The sequence below is a fragment of the Micromonospora sp. NPDC051925 genome, from assembly GCF_044548625.1.
In the GTDB taxonomy this organism is placed as follows: domain Bacteria; phylum Actinomycetota; class Actinomycetes; order Mycobacteriales; family Micromonosporaceae; genus Micromonospora.
Genome location: NZ_JBIUCH010000011.1, coordinates 121,178 through 142,904, shown reverse-complemented (window position 1 = coordinate 142,904; position 21,727 = coordinate 121,178). Strand labels below are relative to the sequence as shown.

22 protein-coding genes and 1 pseudogene are annotated in these 21,727 nt (G+C 72.6%); 10 read left to right on the top strand and 13 right to left on the bottom strand.

The genetic code is table 11. The features are described 5' to 3' along the window. Positions 1 to 15: 15 nt before the first annotated feature. Positions 16 to 1,107, bottom strand: a complete 1,092-nt coding sequence (locus tag ACIG87_RS16995) for a UDP-N-acetylmuramate dehydrogenase (protein ID WP_396851441.1) — start codon at positions 1,105 to 1,107, stop codon at positions 16 to 18. Positions 1,108 to 1,178: 71 nt separating this feature from the next. Between ACIG87_RS16995 and ACIG87_RS16990 the strand changes: the two genes are divergently transcribed. The 7 genes from ACIG87_RS16990 to ACIG87_RS16960 all read left to right on the top strand — a co-directional run bounded on the left by ACIG87_RS16990 (position 1,179) and on the right by ACIG87_RS16960 (position 9,418). Continuing rightward, positions 1,179 to 1,937 (top strand): maleylpyruvate isomerase family mycothiol-dependent enzyme, encoded by a 759-nt coding sequence (locus ACIG87_RS16990; protein WP_396851440.1) that lies wholly within the window; start codon positions 1,179 to 1,181, stop codon positions 1,935 to 1,937. A 232-nt stretch (positions 1,938 to 2,169) separates the two neighbouring features. Further along, positions 2,170 to 3,474: an ABC transporter substrate-binding protein gene (locus ACIG87_RS16985; protein WP_396851439.1), complete on the top strand. Its 1,305-nt coding sequence runs from the start codon at positions 2,170 to 2,172 to the stop codon at positions 3,472 to 3,474. 127 nt (positions 3,475 to 3,601) lie between these two features. Next, positions 3,602 to 4,603 (top strand): carbohydrate ABC transporter permease, encoded by a 1,002-nt coding sequence (locus ACIG87_RS16980; RefSeq protein WP_396851438.1) that lies wholly within the window; start codon positions 3,602 to 3,604, stop codon positions 4,601 to 4,603. Further along, entirely contained in the window at positions 4,600 to 5,433 is an 834-nt protein-coding gene (locus ACIG87_RS16975; protein ID WP_396851437.1) for a carbohydrate ABC transporter permease, read from the top strand. Before ACIG87_RS16980 ends, ACIG87_RS16975 begins: the two co-directional genes overlap by 4 nt. A gap of 58 nt (positions 5,434 to 5,491) precedes the next feature. Beyond that, a complete protein-coding gene (locus ACIG87_RS16970; protein ID WP_396851436.1) occupies positions 5,492 to 6,871 on the top strand; it encodes a GH1 family beta-glucosidase in 1,380 nt (459 codons plus the stop codon). 19 nt (positions 6,872 to 6,890) lie between these two features. After that, positions 6,891 to 7,898, top strand: a complete 1,008-nt coding sequence (locus ACIG87_RS16965) for a LacI family DNA-binding transcriptional regulator (protein ID WP_396851435.1) — start codon at positions 6,891 to 6,893, stop codon at positions 7,896 to 7,898. A gap of 623 nt (positions 7,899 to 8,521) precedes the next feature. Continuing rightward, entirely contained in the window at positions 8,522 to 9,418 is an 897-nt protein-coding gene (locus ACIG87_RS16960) for a GNAT family N-acetyltransferase (protein WP_396851434.1), read from the top strand. 33 nt (positions 9,419 to 9,451) lie between these two features. Here ACIG87_RS16960 and ACIG87_RS16955 read toward each other — a convergent pair whose 3' ends face one another. Continuing rightward, entirely contained in the window at positions 9,452 to 9,586 is a 135-nt protein-coding gene (locus ACIG87_RS16955; RefSeq protein ID WP_396851433.1) for a hypothetical protein, read from the bottom strand. A gap of 3 nt (positions 9,587 to 9,589) precedes the next feature. Further along, positions 9,590 to 10,384 (bottom strand): EI24 domain-containing protein, encoded by a 795-nt coding sequence (locus tag ACIG87_RS16950; protein ID WP_396851432.1) that lies wholly within the window; start codon positions 10,382 to 10,384, stop codon positions 9,590 to 9,592. A 133-nt stretch (positions 10,385 to 10,517) separates the two neighbouring features. Here ACIG87_RS16950 and ACIG87_RS16945 point away from each other — a divergent pair, with 133 nt between their 5' ends. Beyond that, positions 10,518 to 11,549: a helix-turn-helix transcriptional regulator gene (locus ACIG87_RS16945; RefSeq protein WP_396851431.1), complete on the top strand. Its 1,032-nt coding sequence runs from the start codon at positions 10,518 to 10,520 to the stop codon at positions 11,547 to 11,549. A 16-nt stretch (positions 11,550 to 11,565) separates the two neighbouring features. Here the strand turns inward: ACIG87_RS16945 and ACIG87_RS16940 are convergent, their stop codons facing one another. Then, the gene (locus ACIG87_RS16940; protein ID WP_396851430.1) at positions 11,566 to 12,483 is read right to left on the bottom strand and encodes an SDR family oxidoreductase; all 918 of its coding nucleotides are present in this window, start codon (positions 12,481 to 12,483) and stop codon (positions 11,566 to 11,568) included. 76 nt (positions 12,484 to 12,559) lie between these two features. On the opposite strand from ACIG87_RS16940, the gene ACIG87_RS16935 reads away from it, so the two are divergent. Next, on the top strand, positions 12,560 to 13,237 hold the full coding sequence (locus ACIG87_RS16935; RefSeq protein WP_396851429.1) for a DNA polymerase beta superfamily protein: 678 nt from the start codon (positions 12,560 to 12,562) through the stop codon (positions 13,235 to 13,237). Between the two features lie 16 nt (positions 13,238 to 13,253). Here ACIG87_RS16935 and ACIG87_RS16930 read toward each other — a convergent pair whose 3' ends face one another. The 8 genes and pseudogenes from ACIG87_RS16930 to ACIG87_RS16895 form a co-directional block, all read right to left on the bottom strand. After that, positions 13,254 to 14,141, bottom strand: a complete 888-nt coding sequence (locus tag ACIG87_RS16930; protein ID WP_396851428.1) for an alpha/beta fold hydrolase — start codon at positions 14,139 to 14,141, stop codon at positions 13,254 to 13,256. Then, complete coding sequence (locus ACIG87_RS16925; RefSeq protein ID WP_396851427.1) at positions 14,138 to 14,452, bottom strand: DUF2516 family protein; 315 nt, start codon at positions 14,450 to 14,452, stop codon at positions 14,138 to 14,140. The genes ACIG87_RS16930 and ACIG87_RS16925 overlap by 4 nt, the downstream gene beginning before the upstream one ends. 70 nt (positions 14,453 to 14,522) lie before the next feature. Continuing rightward, the gene (locus ACIG87_RS16920; RefSeq protein ID WP_396851426.1) at positions 14,523 to 15,317 is read right to left on the bottom strand and encodes a hypothetical protein; all 795 of its coding nucleotides are present in this window, start codon (positions 15,315 to 15,317) and stop codon (positions 14,523 to 14,525) included. A gap of 536 nt (positions 15,318 to 15,853) precedes the next feature. Continuing rightward, positions 15,854 to 16,252: pseudogene (locus ACIG87_RS16915) on the bottom strand (helix-turn-helix domain-containing protein); the annotation flags it as partial. A 132-nt stretch (positions 16,253 to 16,384) separates the two neighbouring features. Next, positions 16,385 to 17,344, bottom strand: coding sequence for an asparaginase (locus ACIG87_RS16910; RefSeq protein ID WP_396851542.1), 960 nt, complete (start codon positions 17,342 to 17,344; stop codon positions 16,385 to 16,387). Between the two features lie 163 nt (positions 17,345 to 17,507). Then, entirely contained in the window at positions 17,508 to 18,335 is an 828-nt protein-coding gene (locus ACIG87_RS16905; RefSeq protein ID WP_396851425.1) for a 3-keto-5-aminohexanoate cleavage protein, read from the bottom strand. A gap of 129 nt (positions 18,336 to 18,464) precedes the next feature. Continuing rightward, positions 18,465 to 19,577: a YgfZ/GcvT domain-containing protein gene (locus ACIG87_RS16900; RefSeq protein WP_396851424.1), complete on the bottom strand. Its 1,113-nt coding sequence runs from the start codon at positions 19,575 to 19,577 to the stop codon at positions 18,465 to 18,467. Then, the gene (locus tag ACIG87_RS16895) at positions 19,574 to 20,002 is read right to left on the bottom strand and encodes a Fur family transcriptional regulator (RefSeq protein ID WP_396851423.1); all 429 of its coding nucleotides are present in this window, start codon (positions 20,000 to 20,002) and stop codon (positions 19,574 to 19,576) included. The genes ACIG87_RS16900 and ACIG87_RS16895 overlap by 4 nt, the downstream gene beginning before the upstream one ends. Before the next feature lie 179 nt (positions 20,003 to 20,181). Between ACIG87_RS16895 and ACIG87_RS16890 the strand changes: the two genes are divergently transcribed. Next, positions 20,182 to 21,024 (top strand): aminotransferase class IV, encoded by an 843-nt coding sequence (locus ACIG87_RS16890; RefSeq protein WP_396851422.1) that lies wholly within the window; start codon positions 20,182 to 20,184, stop codon positions 21,022 to 21,024. An 84-nt stretch (positions 21,025 to 21,108) separates the two neighbouring features. On the opposite strand, the gene ACIG87_RS16885 is transcribed toward ACIG87_RS16890, so the two are convergent. Continuing rightward, entirely contained in the window at positions 21,109 to 21,696 is a 588-nt protein-coding gene (locus tag ACIG87_RS16885) for an FABP family protein (protein WP_396851421.1), read from the bottom strand. Positions 21,697 to 21,727: the final 31 nt, after the last annotated feature.

Genomic DNA, 21,727 nt, shown 5'->3' with positions numbered 1-21,727 from the left:
CCGGCGGTCACCCGCTCAGATGGCGCAGTTGACGAGGACCGGTTCGGGGTGCAGGGGGACGCCGAAGCGGGTGTGGACGCCGTCGCGGATCTCGCGGGCGAGGGCGATCAGGTCGGCGGTCCGGGCGGTGCCGCTGCGGTTGGTCAGGGCGAGGGTGTGCTTGCCGGAGATGGCGGTGCCACCGGGCCCGGGGTGCCCCTTGGCGAAACCGGCCTTGTCGATCAGCCAGGCGGCGCTCACCTTCACCAGGTCACCCGGGCAGGGCCAGGACGGTGGCTCGCCGAGGTCGGCCGCGTGCTCGCGCAGCAGCTCGTACGCCGCCCGGTCGAGCACCGGGTTGGTGAAGAACGAGCCGACCGACCAGGTGTCCGGGTCGGTGGCGTCGAGCACCATGCCCTTGCCGGCGCGCAACGTCAGCACCGTGTCCCGGGCGGTGGCCAGGGGCACCCGGTCGCCGACCTCGACCCCGAGCGAGCGGGCCAGCTCGGCGTAGCGCACCGGCCCGGACAGCGGCGAGCGGTCCAGCCGGAAGTCGACGGAGAGCACCACCCAGCGGTCGCTGTACTTGAAGATGCTGCCCCGGTACGCGAACCCGCAGTCCGTCGCCGCGACGGTGGTCAGGCGGTCGTCGGCGCGGTCGTACACCTGGACGCCGGTGATCCGCTCGGCGACCTCCTGCCCGTACGCGCCGACGTTCTGGATCGGGGTGGCGCCGGCCGAACCGGGGATGCCGGAGAGGCACTCCAGGCCGGACCAGCCGTTGCCGACGGTGGCGGCGACCAGGTCGTCCCAGGGCTCACCGGCCGCCACCCGTACGGTGACGGTGTCGGTGTCCTCGGCGACCACGGTGAACCCCCGCGACCGGACGAGCACGACGGTGCCGGGGAAGCCGGCGTCCCCGACGACCACGTTGCTGCCGCCGGCGAGGACGAGCACCGGCTCGTCGCGCCGGTGCGCCTCCCGGACCCGGCGAACGATCCCGTCGGCGCTGGTGGCGGTCTCCAACCGGGCGGCGGCGCCGCCGAGACGCAGGGTGGTGTATCCCGCCAGGACGGCCGGATCGGCGGGTTCGGCACCGGTTGTCGGTTTGGCGTAGACGTCTGACACGCCTTTCACCCTAGGCTGAGGGGTAGCCGCGGCACCCACTGGTCGCCGGGTCACCCCCGGGGAGGATTGCGATGAGCAGACTGCACGCCACGAAGGACTTCTGGATCGGGGCACTTCGGGTCGACGGCCCGGCGTTCGCCGCGGCCGTGGCCGAGGCCCCACCGGAGACACCGGTGCTGTCCTGCCCGGGTTGGACGGTGGCGGACCTGACCCTGCACCTCGCCGGCCTCTACCACTGGGTGCACTCCTTCGCCGGCAGCGGCGACACCGCCCAGCCGGCCCGCCCGAACGCCGCCGACCGGCCCGCGGGGGTGCCCCCGCTCCAGCTCTGGCAGCACGGGTACGACCAGCTGATGACCCTCTTCGACACCCTCGACCCGGAGGCCCCGGCGTGGAACCCGATGCCGCAGCCGAAGAAGGCCGGTTTCTGGCCGCGCCGGGTGGCGCACGAGACCGCGGTGCACCGGTGGGACGCCCAGCTCGCCATCGCCGCCGGTGACCCGATCGAGACGAAGCTCGCCGCCGACGGGGTCGGGGAGGTGCTGGACACCTGGCTGCCGGCCGGCCGGCGGCACACCCGGGGGCAGTGGCAGGGAGTGGTGCACCTGACCGCGACCGACGCCGCGCAGGACTGGTACCTGCGGATGCGCGGCGAGGGGGTGGCGCTGCTGGACACCGCCACGGTCTTCGGTCACGACGACCACCACGCCCGGGTGCAGGTCACCGGCTCGGCCAGCGACCTGCTGCTGGCGCTGTGGGGCCGGATCAGCTTCGACGCCCTCGGCGTGGTGGGGGACCGTTCCCTGCTGGAGGGCCTGCGCGTCGGCTGACGTCCGCGCGCCACCGCGACCGTCTGGAGAGCGGCCGTCCCACCCGGGACGGCCGTTCTCGCCGTTCCGGTCGCGATCGGAGAGAGCGCTCTCTTGACAGGAGTCCCATCGACCTACCACCCTGTCGTGAGAGCGCTCTCTCACCGAGATCGAATCCGGGCCGGCGACCCCCGCGGCCCGCGTATACGCAGGCACACACCCCACCACCCGACCTGAGAGGGGTCCGACACAGATGGGTGTCTTTTCGCGCCGTCGCCTGGCGACGACGGCCCTGGTGGCCACCGCCGCACTGCTCGCCACCACCGCCTGCGGCGGCGGCGAGGCCGCCGACGGCGGACCGGTCACGCTGACCGTCGACGTGTTCGGCCAGTTCGGCTACGAGAAGCTGTACCGGGAGTACGAGGCCAGCCACCCCGGCATCAAGATCGTGGAGCGGGGCACCGGCGGCAACCTCGACGAGTACTCCCCCAAGCTCACCCAGTGGCTCGCCGCCGGGAAGGGCGCCGGCGACGTGGTCGCCATCGAGGAGGGGCTGCTGGTCGAGTACAAGGCCAACCCGCAGAACTTCGTCAACCTGCTCGACCACGGCGCCGCCGACCTCAAGGGCAACTTCCTGGAGTGGAAGTGGAACGGCGGGCTGACCGCCGACGGCAAGCAGCTCATCGGTCTCGGCACCGACGTCGGCGGCATGGCGATCTGCTACCGCAAGGACCTCTTCGCCGCCGCCGGCCTGCCCGTCGACCGGGACGCCGTGTCCAAGCTCTGGCCCACCTGGCAGGACTACGTGCGGGTCGGTGAGCAGTTCAAGGCGAAGAACACCGGCGCGGCCTTCCTGGACGCCGCCACCAACACCTTCAACACCATCCTGCTCCAGACCGCCGGCAACACCACCGGCTACAGCTACTACGACACCGGCGACAAACTGGTGGTCGACAGCAACCCGGCGGTACGCCAGGCGTACGACACCACCATCGACATCATCGACTCCGGCCTCTCCGGCAGGTACGGAGCCTGGTCCGAGGAGTGGGTCTCCGCCTTCAAGCAGGCCAAGTTCGCCACCATCGCCTGCCCGGCCTGGATGACCGGGGTGATCGAGGGCAACGCCGGCCCGGACGCCAAGGGCAAGTGGGACATCGCCCAGGTGCCCGGCAGCGGCGGCAACTGGGGCGGCTCCTACCTGGCCGTGCCGAAGCAGAGCCGCCACCAGGCCGAGGCGATCGAGCTGGCCAAGTTCCTGACCAGTGCCAAGGGCCAGATCGGCGCGTTCCAGGAGAAGGGGCCGCTGCCGTCGTCCCCGCAGGCCCTGGACGACCCTGCGATCGTCAACTCGACGAACGCGTACTTCTCCGACGCCCCGGTCGGCAAGATCTTCGCCGCCGGCGCCAAGAGCCTCGAGCCGGTCTACATGGGCCCCAAGAACCAGGCCGTCCGCACCGAGGTGGAGAACGCCGTCCGCACCGTCGAACTGGGCCAGCGCAACCCCGAACAGGGCTGGGCCGACGCCACCGCCAACGCCCGGAAGGCCGCCGCCAAGTAACCCCTCCCCTCGTCCCCCGCGTCGCACTCCCGACGCCCCCTCGTCGGCCGAGGGGGCTGCGGGGCGGCTCGGGGGGTGGGGGACGGGTGGGCGGCGAGCGGCTGCGGGAGAGAGAGGTCTGTGGGAGATGGTTGTTCAGGTTGAGGGCCGGCCACCGGGGCCGGTGCGGGCCCGGGGAGGGTGGCCGGGACGGCGCGGGTCGGAACGGGCGCACCGGCTGGCCCGGCTCGACGTCAGGTACTCGCCCTATCTGTACGTGACGCCGTTCTTTCTGCTCTTCGCGATCTTCGGGATCTACCCGCTGGTCTACACGTTCTGGGTGTCGCTGCACGACTGGGACCTGCTCGGGGTGAACCCCACCTTCATCGGCGCGCAGAACTACACCCAGCTGATGGCCGACGCCGACTTCTGGCACTCGGTCGTGAACACCCTCGGCATCTTCGTCATCTCCACGGTGCCGCAACTGCTCGCCGCCCTCTGGCTGGCCAACCTGCTCAACCGGCGGCTACGGGCGCGGACCACCTGGCGGATGGCGGTGCTGGTCCCGAACGTCACCTCGACGGCGGCGGTGGCGATCGTCTTCGCGGTGCTCTTCGGCCGGGAGTTCGGCATGATCAACTGGGCGCTCGACCTGGTCGGCATCGACGCGATCGACTGGAAGGCCAACCGGTTCGCCGCCTGGACCGCCATCTCCGCCATGGTCGACTGGCGGTGGACCGGCTACAACGCGCTGATCTTCCTGGCCGCGATGCAGGCCATCCCGCGCGACCTGTACGAGTCCGCCTCGATCGACGGGGCGAGCCGGGCCCGGCAGTTCTGGTCGATCACCGTGCCGCTGCTCAAGCCCACGATCATCTTCGCGGTCATCATCTCCACCATCGGTGGGCTGCAACTGTTCACCGAGCCCCGGCTGTTCAACTCCGGCACCAACGCGATCCGGGGCGGGCCGCTGCGCGAGTCCCAGACGGTGACCATGTACATGTTCGAGAACGCCTTCGCCCCGCACTACAACTTCGGTTACGGCTCCGCCGTCGCCTGGCTGCTCTTCGCCCTGATCGCGGTGGTCGCGGCGATCAACGTACTGGTCCTGCGCCGGCTCGGTGGCGGCGCCCGGAAGGGGGACCGATGACCCGGATCTGGTCGGCCGGCCGGCTCACCTACCCGGCACTGGCGCTCACCGCCCTGCTGTCGATCTTCCCGATCTACTGGATGTTCGTGGTCGCCAGCCGGACCAGTGACGCGATGGGCCAGGTGCCGCCGCCGTTCACCCCGGGCGGCAACCTCGGCGCGAACATCTCCCGACTCTTCGCCAACCCGGACGCGCACTTCCTCACCGGCCTGGTCAACTCGACAATCGTCGCGGTCAGCGTCACCTTCTCGGTGGTGCTCTTCTCCACCCTGGCCGGGTTCGCCTTCGCCAAACTGCGGTTCCGGGGACGCAACGCGCTGCTCATGGTCATCGTCGCCACGATGATGGTGCCCACCCAGCTCGGGGTCATCCCGCTGTACCTGCTGATGACCAAACTGAACTGGAACGACCGGCTGCCGGCGGTGATCGTCCCGGCCCTGGTCACCGGGTTCGGGGTGTTCATGATGCGCCAGTACGCGGCCCAGGCGGTCAGCACCGAGCTGATCGAGGCGGCCCGGGTCGACGGCTGCCACACGCTGCGGATCTACTGGAACGTGGTGCTGCCCGCGCTGCGCCCCGCCGCCGCCGTGCTCGGCCTGCTCACCTTCATGACCACCTGGAACGACTTCCTCTGGCCGTACGCTGTGCTCAACGATCCGGAGAACCCGACCGTGCAGCTGTCGCTGCGGGCCCTCTCCGACGGGTACTACCAGGACATGTCGCAGGTGTTCACCGGCACGGCGATCGCGACGTTGCCGCTGCTGCTGGTGTTCGTCGTGTTCGGCCGCCAGATCATCGGCGGCATCATGGAAGGTGCGGTCAAAGCGTGAGCGCGAGGAGTGAGCCGGTCTTGCGAGCCCCGCAGTCGCGAACGAAGGATGGTGCCGCGTGAGCGAGCTTCGATTTCCCGAGAACTTCGTCTGGGGCGCGGCAACCGCCGCGTACCAGATCGAGGGTGCGGCCCGCGACGACGGTCGCGGTGAGTCCATCTGGGACACCTTCAGCCGTACGCCGGGCAAGGTCTTCGCCGGCCACACCGGTGACGTCGCCTGCGACCACTACCACCGGTACGCCGACGACGTGGCGCTGATGGCCGAGCTGGGGCTGGCCGCGTACCGGTTCTCGGTGGCCTGGCCCCGAATCAGGCCGGACGGCACCGGCCCGGTCAACCCGCGCGGCCTGGACTTCTACGACCGGTTGACCGACGCGCTGCTCGACCGGGGCATCGACCCGATCATCACCCTCTACCACTGGGACCTGCCGCAGACGTTGCAGGACCGGGGTGGCTGGACGAACCGGGAGACCGCCGAACACTTCGCCGACTACGCCCTCGCGGTGCACGCCCGGCTCGGTGACCGGGTCCGCACCTGGACGACGCTCAATGAACCGTGGTGCTCGGCGTACCTCGGCTACGGCAACGGGGTGCACGCCCCCGGCGAGCAGGACGCCGGGGCTGCCTTCCGCGCCGTACACCATCTGTTGCTGGGGCACGGCCTGGCGGCTCGGGCGCTGCGGGCGGCTGGCGCACAGACCCTCGGGATCACCCTCAACCCGGCGGACGTCGCGCCGGCCGATCCGGAGAGCGCCGCCGACGCCGCCGCGGTACGCCTCGTCGACGGCCTCCAGAACCGGATCTTCCTGGACCCGCTGACCGGCGCCGGCTACCCCGCCGACGTGCTCGAACACATCGCCCGGCTGGTCGAGCCCACGTTCGTCCGGGACGGCGACGAAAAGATCATCGCCGCGCCGCTGGACCTGCTCGGGATCAACTACTACTCCCCCACCTACGTCGCGGGCCGCCCGGACGGGCCGGGCAGCAGCGCCTACCCGGGCACCGAGGGCGTGGTGGAGTTCCTCCCGGCCGCCGGCCCGGTGACCGAGATGGGCTGGCCGATCGAACCGGCCGGGCTGACCCGGCTGCTGGAGCGGATCGCCACCGACTACCCCGGGCTACCGCTGATGATCACCGAGAACGGGGGCGCGTTCCCGGACGACAGCGGCAGCATGGACCCCGAAGGGTCGGGCCGGATCGCCGACGCCGACCGGATCGCCTACCTGGACGGGCACCTGCGGGCCGCACACGAGGCCATCTCCCGCGGAGTCGACCTGCGCGGCTATCTCGTATGGTCGTTGCTGGACAACTTCGAGTGGGCCGAGGGCTATCGGAAGCGGTTCGGGATCGTCCACGTCGACTACCTGAACCAGCGGCGCACACCGAAGTCGAGCGCCCGGTGGTACCAGGAGGTGATCTCCCGGAACGGGCTGTGACGAGGTGGTGGTAGCGGGTATGACGGCGGCACAACGGCCCACCCTGGAGGCGGTTGCCCGACAGGCCGGCGTCTCCCGGGCAACGGTGTCCCGGGTGGTGAACGGCTCCACCACGGTCGCCGAGCCGATCCAGGAGGCGGTCCGTCGGGCGGTGGCCGAGCTGGGGTACGTGCCGAACCTGGCCGCCCGCAGCCTGGTCACCCAGCGGACCGACTCGGTCGCCCTGGTGCTGCCGGAGGCCGCCACCCGGGTCTTCTCCGACGACCAGGTCTTCCCCGGGATCATCCGGGGCGCGGCCCAGGAGTTGGAGGCGGCCGACAAGCAGCTGGTGCTGATGCTGGCCGGCTCACCCGCCGGGCACGACCGGGTCACCCGGTACACCACCGGGCGGCACGTGGACGGGGTGCTCTTCGCCTCGCTGCACGGTGAGGACCCGCTCCCCGGTCGGCTCGCCCGGCTGGGGATTCCGGTGGTGTGCAGCGGCCGGCCGCTCGACGCCGCCGACGTGCCGTACATCGACGTGGACCACATCGGCGGGGTCGCCACGGCGACCCGCTACCTGATCGGCAACGGTCGCCGCCGGATCGCCACCATCGCCGGCCCGCAGGACATGGTCGCCGGCATCGAACGGCTCGCCGGCTACCGGGACACGGTGGTCGCCGCCGGCCTGCCGGAGCTGATCGAGTACGGCGACTTCACCCGCGAGTCGGGGACGACGGCGATGCGTCGACTGCTCGCCGCGTACCCCGATCTGGACGCGGTCTTCGCCGCCTCCGACCTGATGGCCCACGCCGCCCTGCGAGCGCTGCACGAGGCGGGACGGCGGGTGCCGGACGACGTCGCGGTGATCGGCTTCGACGACATCGAGACGGCCGCCTACACCGAACCGCCGCTGACCACCGTGCGGCAGCCGATCGTCGAGCTGGGCCGGAAGATGACCCGGCTGCTGCTCGCCCTGGCCGCCGGCGAGGAGGTCGAGCGGGCGGTGGTGCTGCCGACGGAGCTGGTGATCCGGCAGTCCGCCTGACCGGCGCACCCGCTCCAGGCCCCCGCTCCGGCCCCGCCACGGCCCCGGGCCCCGGCCGGGTTTCGTCGGGGCGCTGCTGGCTTTCGTCCGGGCGCTGCGCCGACGGGCACGGTCCTGCCGCCGAACCACGACCGAACTTCAAGCGATCATGTCACCCTGAGTGACAGGACACCCGACCCCCCAGTACCTCATTCAGCCACTTTGCTCTGCTGCCATTCCGGCGACAGGCACCGATGGTAACCAGGGTGATATGCCGGGCAGCCGGGCCGCCATAGAGCAGACAGCAGCTCACGACCTCTGTCGCGCCTACGGCAGCAGAGCAAAGGATGCGAAGGTGGGGTGGTAGGCCAAGGGAGGCGATCACGAAGAGTAGTTACGCTTGGATCGAGCACTCTTGTCACTCAGAGTTCCATCGGCGGGGTGAGGTGCGGCAGGGCCGTGGCGGACGGCGCCGATCCGGGCGGCGAAAAGCCGTGGCAGGTGGCGAAAAGCCGTGGCGGGCGGCACCAGGCCGGGCCTACCCTCGCCGCCATGCCTGATCCTGCCGCACGAAGCCGCCCCTCAGCCGCACCCGGCACCAGCCCGCGAACGTTCGCGGTCCGGCCGACGACCCGGTGTCGCGAATGCTGATCCGTACCGCACGGCCCGAGGATGCGCCAGGCGTGGTGGCGCTGCGGTCGCTGGTCCACCCGTACCTGGTGCGCGGGGTCGCGTCGACCCGGCAGATGATCGCCGAACCACCGCCCGGAGAGGACTGGACGGCCTGGGTGGCCGAGGCGGACGGACAGGTGGTCGGCTGGGCGTCGGCGTACCGGAACGCCTGCACCTCGGAGCCGGACTTCGGGGAGGTCTCCCTGCTGCACGTGCACCCCGACCATCGGGGCCGGGGCACCGGGACGGCGCTGCTCACCGCCGCGCTGGGCCATCTCCGGTCCATCCAGGTCCGTCGGGTGCGGACCTGGACGCGGACCGATTCGCTGCCGTTCGCACGCCGGCACGGGTTCACCCCGAGCCGGGAGCTGCGCTACTCGGCCCTCGACCTCCGTCCAGCCCCGCCGATGCCCGAGCCGCCCGCCGGGGTACGACTGCTCCCGCTCGCCGGGCTCGATCCGTACCAGGTCTATCTCCTCGATGTCGCCGCCGCCGTGGGCGAGCCGGGCGACGTGCCCGTCGACGCGACCAGCTACCCCTACTGGCGGTCCGAGTGCTGGGAGAACCCGGGTCTGGACCGGGACACCAGCACGGCCGCCGAGATCGACGGTGGCCTGGTCTCTCTCAGCCTGGTCAAGCGGGACGGCGACCGGATGTGGTCCGACTACACCGCGACCCGGCCGGAGTACCAGGGCCGAGGGCTGGCGCGACTGACCAAGCAGGCCGCGCTGCACCGGGCCGCCGGCGCCGGGGTACGGACGGCCTACACCGCGAACGACGAGGCCAACGCCCCGATGCTGGCGGTCAACGCCCACCTGGGTTACCGGCCGGTGGCATCCGGCTGGTCATGCCTGCACGAGTTGACCTGACCGTGCCCGACCTGACCGTGCCCGGCGTACCGGTCAACTCGCCCTGAGGACGCGCGCGGCAATCGTGTGGGTGTCGGTGCCGAAGAGCACCAGCCGGGCCTCGGTGACGCTCGCCGGGGCGGCGGCGCGCTGTGCGGTGACGTCCCCCTCGACCAGGGTGATCTCCACCGGTCAGCTCTCCTCGATGTGCTGGCCCAGCGACCGGCGGGCGAGCAGCGCGGCCCCGGCCACGGCGGCCGGCATGACCAGCACCGCGCCCAGCGGAACCAGGAAACAGAGGAAGACCGCCACGCCGAAGCCGAGGGTGGTGGCCCGGTCCTCCTTCAGCCTGGCCCGCCGGTCCGGCAGTCGCAGCCCTCGCCGGGAGAACGGCGCCCCGACCAGCTCCACGGCGAGCAGCCAGCCGCCCACCGCCGCGCCGACCACCGGCACCAGGGTCTGCCCGACCACCGGGATGAACCCGGCCGCGAAGAGCGGGATGCCGAACAGCACCGAGAGGCCGACCAGTCGCAGCGAGTCGACGATGCTGCGCCGCAACGACGCCCCGAACGGCACCTCCACCGCGCCCGGGGTGCCGCCGAGCCGGTCCTCCACCCGCTCGGAGATCTTCTCGTAGAACGGGTCGCCGATGACCAGGGTGACCGCGGTGAAGCCGACCACGGTGAGCAGCCCGCCCAGCCCGAGGAAGGCCAACCCGGCGATCACCCGGACCAGGCTGCGCGGGGTACTCGACCAGTCGTCGGCGAACGGGGTCACCAGCGCCGCCAGCTCGTCCACGAAGTAGACCAGGGTGGCGAACGCGGCGACGAACAGCACACCGGACAGCAGCGCCGGCACCACGCCGAGCAGCATCAGCCCCGGGCTGCGGACGTAGAGGCCGAGGCCGCGCAGGAGCAGGCCCACGCCGCCGAAGAAGCGGCGGGCGGCACCGGTCACCGGCGCGGCGATGGTACGGGGTCCGTTCACGACCGCAGAGCCTACTGGCCGGAGACCACCCACCAACCGCACCTCGTGCGGGAAAGAGCCCCACCGTCCTTGTCCTGCCTGCCGGGTGGTGGGTGGGGAGAGGTCGGGAGGAGGGAGGAGGCAGGATGCAGGGGTGCGGGCGTCCCGGCTGATCTCCCTGGTGCTGCTGTTGCAGTCCCGGGAGACGATGACCGCCGCCGAGCTCTCCCGGGAGCTGGAGGTATCCGAACGGACCGTCTACCGGGACGTGCTGGCGCTCTCCGCCGCCGGGGTGCCGGTCTACGCCGACCGGGGGCGGGCCGGCGGCTACCGGTTGCTCGGCGGCTACCGGACCAGGCTGACCGGGCTGACCCGGGACGAGGCGGAGGCGCTCTTCCTCGCCGGGCTGCCCGGCCCGGCCGGTGACATGGGGTTGGCCGACGCGGTGGCGTCCGCCGAGCTGAAGGTGCTCGCCGCGCTGCCGCCGAGCCTGCGTGACGCCCCCGCCCGTACCGGACAGCGGTTCCACCTCGACGTGCCGGGCTGGTTCCGCGAGTCCACCCCGCCCCGGTGGCTGACCGAGCTGGCCCGAGCGGTGTGGCGGGACGGGGTGGTCGAGCTGCGTTACCGACGCGGCGAACGGGAGGTGACCCGCCGGGTCGAGCCGTACGGGCTGGTGCTCAAGAGCGGCACCTGGTACCTGGTGGGCCGGGTCGGCGACGCGATGCGCACCTACCGGGTGGACCGGGTGGTCGCCGTCGTCCCCGACCCGGAGACCTTCGTCCGGGACGACGGTTTCGACCTGGGCGGCTACTGGCGGGAGCAGGCCGAGGCGTTCCTGCGGGGCATGCTCGGTGAACGGATCACCGTCCGGGTCAGCCCCACCGGCCTGCGCCGGCTCCGCTTCCTCGCCGACGCCCCCTTCGCGTACGAGGAGGCGGTGGCCGCCGCCGGCGCACCCGACGGGCAGGGTTGGGTGGTGACCCGGCTGCCCGTCGAGTCCGTCGAGGTGGCGTATGCGCAACTGCTCGGCTTCGGCCCCGAGGTGGAGGTGCTCGACCCACCGCAACTGCGCGCCCGGCTCGCCGGGGCGGCGGCCCGCGCCGCCGCACTCTACGGCGTCGCCCCGGACCACCCACCCGCGTCACCGCACCCGGTCACCGGGCCGGGTGGCGGCTCCGGGTGACCGGGCCGGAGAGCCGTCAGCGGTAGCCGGTGACGTCGGCGGGTCGGTCCGTCTCGACCACTTCGGTGAGGTAGCGGAAGGCGTCCGGTCGGCTGCCGTCGAGGTCGGTGAAGCCGTATACCTGGGCCAGTTCGCCGGCCGAGACGGACGCCTGGTTCCAGCGGGCCCGGTCGTCGTCGGCGGCCAGGGCGGCGACCGCGCGCCCGACGAAGGCCGGGGTCTCCGAGATGAGGAAGTGCGGGTCCTTCGCCGCGCCGTCGCGCCAGCTCTCCTCGGTCACCCCGAAGTGCTCCAGCATCGCCTCGGAGCGGATCCAGCCGGGGGTGAGCACCACGGCGGTGCACCCGTGCGGTTTCAGCTCGTGTCCCCAGCTGTACGCGAGCCGGGTCACCGACACCTTCGCCAGGTCGTAGAAGACGGAGAGCCGGTAGTGCGCGTCGTTGTAGGCCCGGGTGCCGTCGCCGATCTCGACGACCAGCCCGCCGGGGCGGCGGACCAGCAGCGGCAGCGCGAAGTGGCTGGTGATGATGTGGGTGTCCACCGCCAGCCGCAGGGTGCGGAACCCGGCGTCCAACGGCTGCTCCCAGACCGGCTTCTCCCAGGTGATCATGGGGTCGGCGCCCCAGATGTCGTTGACCAGCACGTCGAGCCGGCCCTGTTCGGCGTCGATCCGGGCCACCAGGTCGCGCACCTGGTCGGGTACCAGGTGGTCAACCCGTACCGCGATGCCGGTGCCCCCGGCGGCGGTGACCAGCTCGGCGGTCTCCTCGATCGTCTCCGGGCGGTCCAGTTCGGACCGGCCGGCCCGGCTGCTGCGGCCGGTGGCGTAGACCGTCGCCCCGGCCGCGCCGAGCTGGACCGCGATCTGCCGGCCCGCGCCCCGGGTCGCGCCGGCCACCAGCGCGACCTTTCCTTCCAGCGGTGTCGTCGTCATACCGTCGAGGATGTCAGCGATACCTGACAGCCGAAGTCCGGTTTTGCGGAACGGAATCGTCCGGCATGCTCCCGGGATGCACCTGCTGCTCTCCGGGATCGTCGGCTCGGTCGCCTACGGGCTGGCCGGCCCCGGCTCGGACGTCGACCGGATCGGGGTCTTCGCCGCTCCGACGGTGGCCTTCCACGGCCTGCGTCCGCCCCGGGAGTCGATGGTCACCACCGACCCGGACGTCACCCTGCACGAGGCCGGCAAGTACGCCCGGCTGGCGCTGAGCGGCAACCCGACGGCCACCGAGCTGATCTGGCTGCCCGCCGACTGTTACGAGACCCGGACGGATCTCGGCGAGCGCCTGATCGCCATCCGGTCCGCGTTCCTCAGCGCACCACGCGTCCGCGACGCCTACCTCGGGTACGCGAGCCAACAGTTCCGCAAGCTGACCACCCGCGACTCGACCATGGACGGCCGACGGCGTACGGCGAAGCACGCCCGGCACCTGGCCCGGCTGCTGTACCAGGGGCGGAGGCTCTACGCCACCGGGTGCCTGGAGATCCGGCTCGCCGACCCGGCGTGGTTCCGGGCCTTCGGTGAACGGGTCGCCGACGGCGCGTTGACGGAAGCGGAGGCGCTGGTCGGCGAGGCGGAACGGGACTTCGACCGGCTCCGCACCCCGCTGCCCGATCGACCGGACGAGGCCACGGTGGAACGCTGGCTGCGCGACGTCCGTGCCGCCCACCTGCCGTCGTCGGGCTGACCCACGGCACGCGGCGCTAGTCGTTGAGGAAGGTCGAGATCCGTTCCCGCAGGTCGGCCCGGTCGGTCCAGACGAACCCGGGGCGGTCGTACACGTGCAGGGTGGCGTTGGGCAGCACGGCGGCCAACTCCGCGGCGATGTGGGTGGGATGCACGTCGTCGCCGACGCAGCCGATCACCAGCGCCGGGGCGGTGACTGCGGCCAGGGCGGCGACGTCCGGCAGCGGGGACTGTTCCGGCAGGTCGGCCAGGCCGGGGGCGAGACCGTCGCGGAGCAGCTGGTCGAGCCGCTGGCGCAGGTGGGACCAGCCGGCCGGGGTGTTGCGTACCGACGGCGGCAGCTCCAGGGCGACCACGTCCGCCACGGCCGAGGCGTCGCCGCAGGCCACCGCGTCGAGCAGGTCGGTCAGCCGCTGATACGCGATCGGGCCACGCGGCCGGTCGAGGACGGAGGGCAGCAGGAAGACCAGCTTCTCGAAGCGGTCCGGGCTCTCGACGAGCAGCCGGCAGAGCGCGCCCGCGCCGAGGCTGGCCCCGAACGCCCGGGTGGCACCACTGAGATCCGCCACGGCCCGCAGGTCGCGGGCCAGGTCGAGGTAGCTCCACTGGCCGGGCGGCGCGTCGGAGCGGCCGTGCCCCCGGAACTGGAAGAAGACCCGGCGGCCGGTGACCGCGCTGCCGAACGGGCGGGTGGTGGCGATGCCGTTGCCGAACCCGTGGGCGAACACGGTGACCGGGTCACCGACGCCGGTGACCAGCCGCTCCAGCTGCACCTCGTGCGGGGTGGCGACCAACTCGGTCTCCGGCTCCGGCAGTGCGGGACGCCCGGTACGCGGTGCGCCGGGCCCCGGGCCCCAGGTGCGGGGCCCACCGTCCGGCGGTGGCGGCCAGCGGAAACCCCTCACCAGAACCCTTTGCCGTCGTGCAGGTCACGCAGCCCGACCCGGACGTCGAGCAGGTAGATCAGGCCGGCGGCGATGCCGATCAGCCCGAAGATGCTCAGCGCGCCGAAACCGAGCAGGGTGAGCAGCAGGCAGACGGCCAGGATGGCGATCCAGCCACCCTTGGGGAGGGTGCCGATCGCCGAGAAGGCGTCCGATCGCTGTGTGATCGCGTGCACCAGCGAGACGCCCTGCACGATGAGCGCGAAGAAGAGCAGGACGCGGTCGATGACGAGGACGACGTCGAAGACGAAGATCGGCGCGGCGATGGCCATGCCGGCCAGCATATGCCGACGACCCCGGAAACGTCCGCCAGGACGCCTCCGGGGCCGGTGTCGGCAAATGTCACTCGGCGGCCGGGCGGGTCCGCTTCGTGGCCTTCGGCGGCTTCGCCGACCCGGTGCCGGCCGGCTTGGCAACAGCCGGCTTGGCAGCGGCCTTGGTGGCCCGCGTCCGGGCGACCCTGGCGGCGGCCGGCTTGGCCTCGACGACCTCGGCCACGTCCGCCGGGGTCGGCACCGGGTCCGCGGCGACCTTCGTCACGTCCGCCGGGGCGGGCGTGGCGTCCTGGGCGGGTCCGGTCCGCACCTCGGCCGGGACGGTGGCGTCGGTCGCCTCGATGTCGGCGTTGACGGTGTCTGCTGCCTCCAGCACACCGGCACCGACCACCCGCTCACCCCGGGCGATCAACGCACCGTACGCGGCCAGCGCCCGTTCCTGGGCGGCCTGCGCCCCGGCGAGCACGACGGCGGCGTTGCGAGTGGCAGCACCACGCAACCTGTCCAGGTCCAGCTCGGCCCGGAGCTTGTCCAGGTCCAGCTCGGTACGCAGCTTGTCCAGGTTCAGCTCGGTACGCAGCTTGTCCAGGTTCAGCTCGGCCGGGGCGGCCTTGTCGCGCAGGCCGGTCGCGGTCAGGTTGGCGGTACGGAAGGTCTCGGTGGCCTTCTGGCGCAGTTCGACACCGGTGACGACGGCCCTGCCGCCCAGCTCGGCGACGACCTTGGTGCCGTCGGTGACGACCCGGTTGCCCAGCTCGGTCACCACGGTCGGCAGCTTGCGCAGCTGCTGGTAGGCCAGCTCACCGGCGCCGGCGGCGGCGTAGAGCGGGGCGGGAATGCGGTTGGTCTTCGGCTGGGTCATGACAACTCCTCCTCGGCCGCTCCGGCGGCCTTGCTCTTGCTGGTCGTGGGCGTGGCCTCCGCCTTGCTGGCCCGGGTGCCGGCGGCGGGCGCGGCACCCGCCTCGCCGGTGGCGGGAACGGTGCCCGCCTCGCCGGTGAGCGCGGCACCCGCCTCGCTGACGGCGGGCGCGGTGCGCGCCTCGCCGGTCGTGGGGGCGGGAGCGGCGCCCGCCTCGGTGACGGCGACCGATTCGAGGACGGCCTCGGTCGGGGTGCCCTCCGGGGTGGTGGGCCCGGTGGCGGCCGGCGTGACCCCGGCCGCCGCCTCCGTCGGCACCGTGGGCGGCGTCGGCGACGTGAGGAACGACGAGGTCGATGGCGGTGCGACCGGACTTGCGTCCGGCCGTTCCACCGCGGCGGCGGTCCGATCGGTGACGACGGGCTGATCCGTGACGACGGGCTGATCCGGGACGACTGGTCGGTCCGTGACCACCTGATCCTGGACGGGCTGGTCCGTGACGACAGTCTGATCCGTGACCGCCTGCTCCGGGGCGGGCGGATCCGGGACGACGGGCGCGTCCGGGACGGGCTGGCTGGCGGTGGCCTCGGCCAGGCGGGTGTTCTCCCGGCGGAAGGTCTCGTAGATCTGGCTGAGCGACTGCTTCTGGGCCATCGTCAGGTCGGGGTCGACCGCGATCGCGGCGAGCACCCCCTGACCCTCCTTGTCGTCGAGCAGCCCGGCCCGCAGGTACATCGCCGGGGTGGAGACCCGCAACGCGCTGGCGAGCTGCTGGAGCACCTCGGCGCTGGGCTTCCGCAGGCCCCGCTCGATCTGACTGAGGTAGGGGTTGCTCACCCCCGCCTGTTCGGCGAGCTGGCGGAGCGAGATCTTGGCGTTCCGGCGCAGGTCACGGATGAATCCGCCGACGTCGGGTAGGTCCTTGGGTGCGGCCATACCCCCACGGTAGTCCGCACTGCTAGCTCCAGCAAGCAAAACGCTTGCCACAGTTAGCAAGGTAACAGGGGGCGTTGTGGCCCGGTATGTCCGGTCCGCAGCCCGCTCGACGGAAAGCGGATGGTGGGCGGTCTACCAGGTGGAATGGATGGCACCCACGGGGAGGCCGCCACCCAGGAGGGGGACCTCGGCGTACTCGGTGAGGACGGGGGCCTGCACGCCGAGGCGGCGCAGCGCGGAGACCAGCACCGGCATCCGGGCGCGGGCGGCACCGTCGTCGATCTTGAGAGCCACCGCGCCGACGCCGGGCAGCGCAGCGGCGATCACCCCCTCCGCGCCGATCTTCGCCAGCAGCCCGGGTACGCCCCGCATCAGCCGGGTGTCGTCCGCCCCGGTGCCGCCTACCAGCTCAGGATGGGCGCGCATCGCATCCGCCACCGCGCGCGGCGGGGAACCCGGCTCGGCGGTCACCAGTCGCAGGAACGCCCGGGCCAGCCCGGTCAGCGACACCGCCAGCACCGGCGCTCCGCAGCCGTCCACCCCGACCGCCGCCGCCGGCTCGCCGGTGAACTCCTCGACCGTGGCGGTCAACCGCCGCTGCAACGGGTGCTCCGGCCGCCAGTAGCCGTCCAGCGGCCAGCCGGCCGCGAGGCAGGTCAGCAGCATCCCGGCATGCTTGCCGGAGCAGTTCATCGCCAGCCGGCTCGGGCCACCGCCGGCCCGCAGCACAGCCTCCCGGGCCGCCTCGCCGAACGGCAGGTCGGGCGGACAGTGCAGCGCCTCCTGGTCCAGGTCGGCGGAGCGCAGCAGCGCCGACACCCGGGCCAGGTGGAACTCCTCACCGGCGTGGCTGGCCGAGACGAGCGCGATGTCGGCGGGGTCGGTCGACGACAGTCCGGCCCGGAGCATCCCGAGCGTCTGCAACGGCTTACTGGCCGACCGGGGGAAGATCGGCGAGGTCCGGTCCCCCGCACCGGCCACCGGCTCACCGGCGGCGTCGAGCACCACCACCGAGCCGCGGTGCACGCCCTCCACGAACCCGGACCGGACCACCTCGGCGAGCGGCTCGCCACCCTCGTACACGTTGACCACGAAGTGGAAGGTACCGACGGGGGTCGGCGGGCCCGACACCCGGGTGACCTGCGACGTCGGCCACCGGCGTAAAGAGCGCCGGGCCGGGCGCGGCTTACCGGCCGGCACCGGGCCGCCGACACGGGGCCACCGATACCGGGCCGGCGGCCGGACGCGGGGCGGACTACCGGCCGAGCAGCCGGCGGGCCTCGGTGGTGGTCAGCGGCGGGCGCTGGGCGAGCTGCGCGAAACCGACCGCGCGGGCGACCAGCTGCATGTTGGACTCCACCGGGCGACCCTTGGCGTACGTCACGGTGTCCTCCATGCCGACCCGGAGGTGGCCGCCGGTGGAGAGCGAGGCCAGCATCACCGGGATGGTGCTGCGGCCGATGCCGGTGGCCGAGAAGGTGGTGCCCCCCGGCAGGTCACGCAGCAACTGCTGGGCGGCGACCAGGGTGGCGGTGGTGCCCGGCATGCCCCCCGGCACACCCATCACGAAGTCGACGTGCACGTGCCCACCGTGCGGCAGGCCGTACCGGTCGAGCAGGCGTTGCAGGGCGGCGAGGTGACCGAGGTCGAAGATCTCGTACTCGGGGAGGATGCCGCGCTCCTGCATCCGGGTGTGCAGGTCGACGATGAAGTCCCACCGGTTGAGGAAGACGTCGTCGCCGAAGTTGACCGTGCCCATGGTGCAGGAGGCCATGTCCGGCGCGGCGTCCAGCACGGCCAGCCGGTCGGCTTCCGGGTCGGTGACGGCACCGCCGGAGGAGAGCTGCACGATCAGGTCGGTGCCCTCGCGCAGCGCCGCCACGGTCTCCCGCAGCCGGCCCTGGTCGAGGGTGGGCCGGGCCTGGTCGTCGCGGATGTGGACGTGGATCACGGCAGCGCCGAGCGCCTCGCACTCCTTCGCGGTCAGCAGCAGCTCGTCGAGGGTCACCGGCAGCGCCGGCACCTCCGCCTTGGCCGACTCCGCGCCGGTCGGGGCAACCGTGATCAACGTCCCTGTCGTCATGCCGGCGATGGTAACCGTCGCACCCGGGTCCAGTCGACGACCGAAACCGACGGCAGCACAGGAAGATTCACCTGCGACATCGCCCTGGAGAGGAAGAAATCCCGCGCACCGCGCGCAGGAGCAACACCCTTACTCCGGGTCGATGGCGGCGGCGGTCTCGCCCACCGACAGCCGGGCGTTGTCCGGGAGGTTGCGCTTGACCACCGCCAGGGCGACCTGACCCAGCTCGAAGTGGTGCACGGCGGTGCCGACGAAGCCGACCGTCCGGCCGTCCAGGGTGACCGGGGTGCCGGCGGCCGGAAGCTGGTCGGTGGTCACCCCGTCGAGGTGCAGCAGGACGAGCCGACGCGGCGGCTTGCCCAGGTTGTGCACCCGGGCGACCGTCTCCTGCCCCCGGTAGCAGCCCTTGTCCAGGTGTACGGCCGGGGCGATCAGCCCCACCTCGGCGGGGATCGTCCGGTGGTCGGTGTCCACCCCGACCCGCACCCGTCGGGCGGCCACCCGCACCGCCTCGTACGCCCACAGCCCGGCCGCCGGAACCCCGTGGCCGCGCAGTTCGGCGACGACCTGGTCCAGGGCCGGCCGGGGTACCAGCAGGTCCACTCCCAGCAGGCCCCGTCGGGCCCAGCCGCCGCCGGTCAGCGGCTGCACGTCGTACCCGATGGTGGGTCGGGGGGGCAGCTCGCCGGAGCGGAACTTCGGACCCGGCACCGCGAGCGCCTCGGGCGCGGCCAGGCCGGTGACGCCGAGCGCCGCGACGGCGTCGGTGGCCTGCGGACCGACAAGCGACAGCAGCGCGTGCCCAGCGGTGGCGTCGCGCGGCTCCACCTGGCTGAAGAACCGCATCTTCTCCAGGTACGTCAGCAGGCCGGCGGTCATCCCCGGCTCGGTGTCCAGCCAGGTGGTCTCGCCGTCCTCGGCGACCATCGCGTGCTGCTCGACGTGCCCGTGTGGGCTGAGCACCAGCAGCTCGGTGCCCTGCCCGGGGCCAAGGGCGGCGAGGTGCTGGCTGGTCAGGGTGTGCAGCCAGCCGATCCGCTCCGGGCCGGAGACGGCGATGACACCCCGGTGCGAGCGGTCCACCAGGCCGACCCCGGTGGCCAGGGTGCGCTGCTCGCGCATCGGGTCGCCGTAGTGCGCGGCGACACCCCGGACCCCGGCCGCCCGGTGTTCGGGGTCCGGCTGGTCCCGGCTGGCCTCGTCGATCGCCTCGACGGCCACCGCTCCCGCGATGTCGATCATGTCGGTTCCCCGTTCTCACAGTTGCCGCAGACGCCGAAGAGCGCCACGTGCCCGATGTCCACCTGGAAGCCCCGCTCCGCGGCGAGCCGGTCGGCCAGCGGGCGCATCAGCTCCGGGTCGATCTCGTCGACCGCGCCGCACTCCCGGCAGACCAGGTGGATGTGCTGGTGCTCACCCGCCGCGTGGTAGGTCGGCGAGCCGTGCGACAGGTGGGTGTGGGTCACCAGGCCGAGCCGTTCCAGCAGCTCCAGGGTCCGGTAGATGGTGGTGATGTTGACCCCGGCGGCCACCTCCCGGACAGCGGTGTGCACCTGTTCCGGTGTGGCGTGCCCCAGGTCGAGCACGGCCTGCAGGACCAGTTGCCGCTGCGCCGTCAGCCGCAGCCCACGGGAGCGGAGCACTTCCGCCAGGGAGGATTCGGACACCGTCCGATCATAGTTCGGCCGCCGCCGGCCACCGCCCGGCCACCACCGGGCCACCTCCCGGCCACCGCCCACCACCGCCGGACCGCCGGCCCTCCGCCGGTGCCGGGCCGCCGGCCTGCGTCACTGCCGGGCCGCCGGCCTGCAGGGGTGCCGGGGGTACGCCGCTAGGCTCGGCGGTCATGGTGGCGTCGAGGATCGCGGTGCTCGGCCGGGGCGTCGTCCCCGTGACGGAGCCGGCGCTGCGCGGGGACGATCTGGGTGTGCTGCGCGGGGACGGCCTCTTCGAGACCATGCACCTGCGTGGCGGACGCCCCTGGCTGCGCACCGCCCACCTGGCCCGGCTGCGGGTCGGTGCCGCCGCCCTGGAACTCCCGCTGCCCCCGGACCAGGTGCTGGTGGAGCTGCTGGACAGCCTCGCCGCCGGATGGCCCGGCGAGGTCGAGGGCGCGTTGCGCCTGGTCTGCACCCGGGGGCCGGAGGGCGGTGGGCTGCCCACCGTGTACGCCACCCTCGCCGAGGTGCCGGCCGCCGCGAAGCGACTCCGCCGCGAGGGGGTCACCGTCGCCACCCTGCCCCTCGGGGTGCCGGCCACGGCCCGCCCCGAGCTGCACTGGCTCCCCGCCGGCATCAAATCCATCTCGTACGGGGCGAACAGCGCCGCCCGCCGCTGGGCCGCCCGCACCGGGGTGGACGACGTGCTCTGGGTCTCCTCCGACGGCTACGTGCTGGAAGGGCCCGGCGCGAACGTCGTCTGGCTGGACGGCGACACGCTCTGCACCGTCCCGGCCGCGTGCACCGGCATCCTGCCCGGCACCACCTGCGGCTGGCTGCTCGACCACGCCGCCGAGGCAGGCCTGACGCACGCCGAACGGATGGTCACCCCGGCCGGGCTGCACGCCGCCGCCGGCGTCTGGCTGACCTCGTCGGTCCGGGGCCTGGTGGAGGTCAGAACGCTGGACGGCACCCCCCGCCCACCCGCCGCCCACACCCCCCGCCTCCAGGAGTTGCTGGGCTACGAATGATCGGCACAGGGAGGCCGACGTAGCGGTGTCCCACCGAGACGGACACCACCACATCGGCTCACGGGATCGGCGACCGCCGACGTCTCAGCCGGCCACCCGGATCAGTCGGGCGGACAGGTGCGGGGAGAGGCTGTGCCCCATGCCCGCCATCTCCTGCGCGTAGAGCAGCGCCCCCTCGACGATGCCGAAGAGCCGGGCGCCCGCCGTCACCTCCTTGGCGGTGGCGGTACGCACCACGGCGTCGGTGGCGAACTCGATCTGGGTGCCCTTGCGCTTGCCGATGTGCAGCTCCATGATCCCGGTGGGGGTGGTCATCAGAGCTTCCAACTCGTCGGTGACCCGCTCACCGTCCAGCACCGGACGCCACCAGCCCACCTCGCGCCCGGCCGGGCGGATCGGGCTGCTCTCCTCGTCGAGCAGCCAGGCCCGGGACTCGTAGAACAGGAACGGCCGGCCGTCGTGGCTGATCCGGATCTCCTGGGCGTAGTCGAAGTCCTCGATGGTGGGGAACCCGCCCCGACCCCGACCGCGCCACACCCCGATGTACGGCAGCAGACCGTCCAGCGCCGGGTGCAGCTTCGGGCCGACCCGCAGGTCGTGACTCTCCTGGTACGGGTACGCCTCGACCGGCGGCGCGTTCAGCCACGGCGGCTGGAGGGGATTCTCGCTCACCGGGCTACCTTCTTCGTTCGCGACTGCGGGG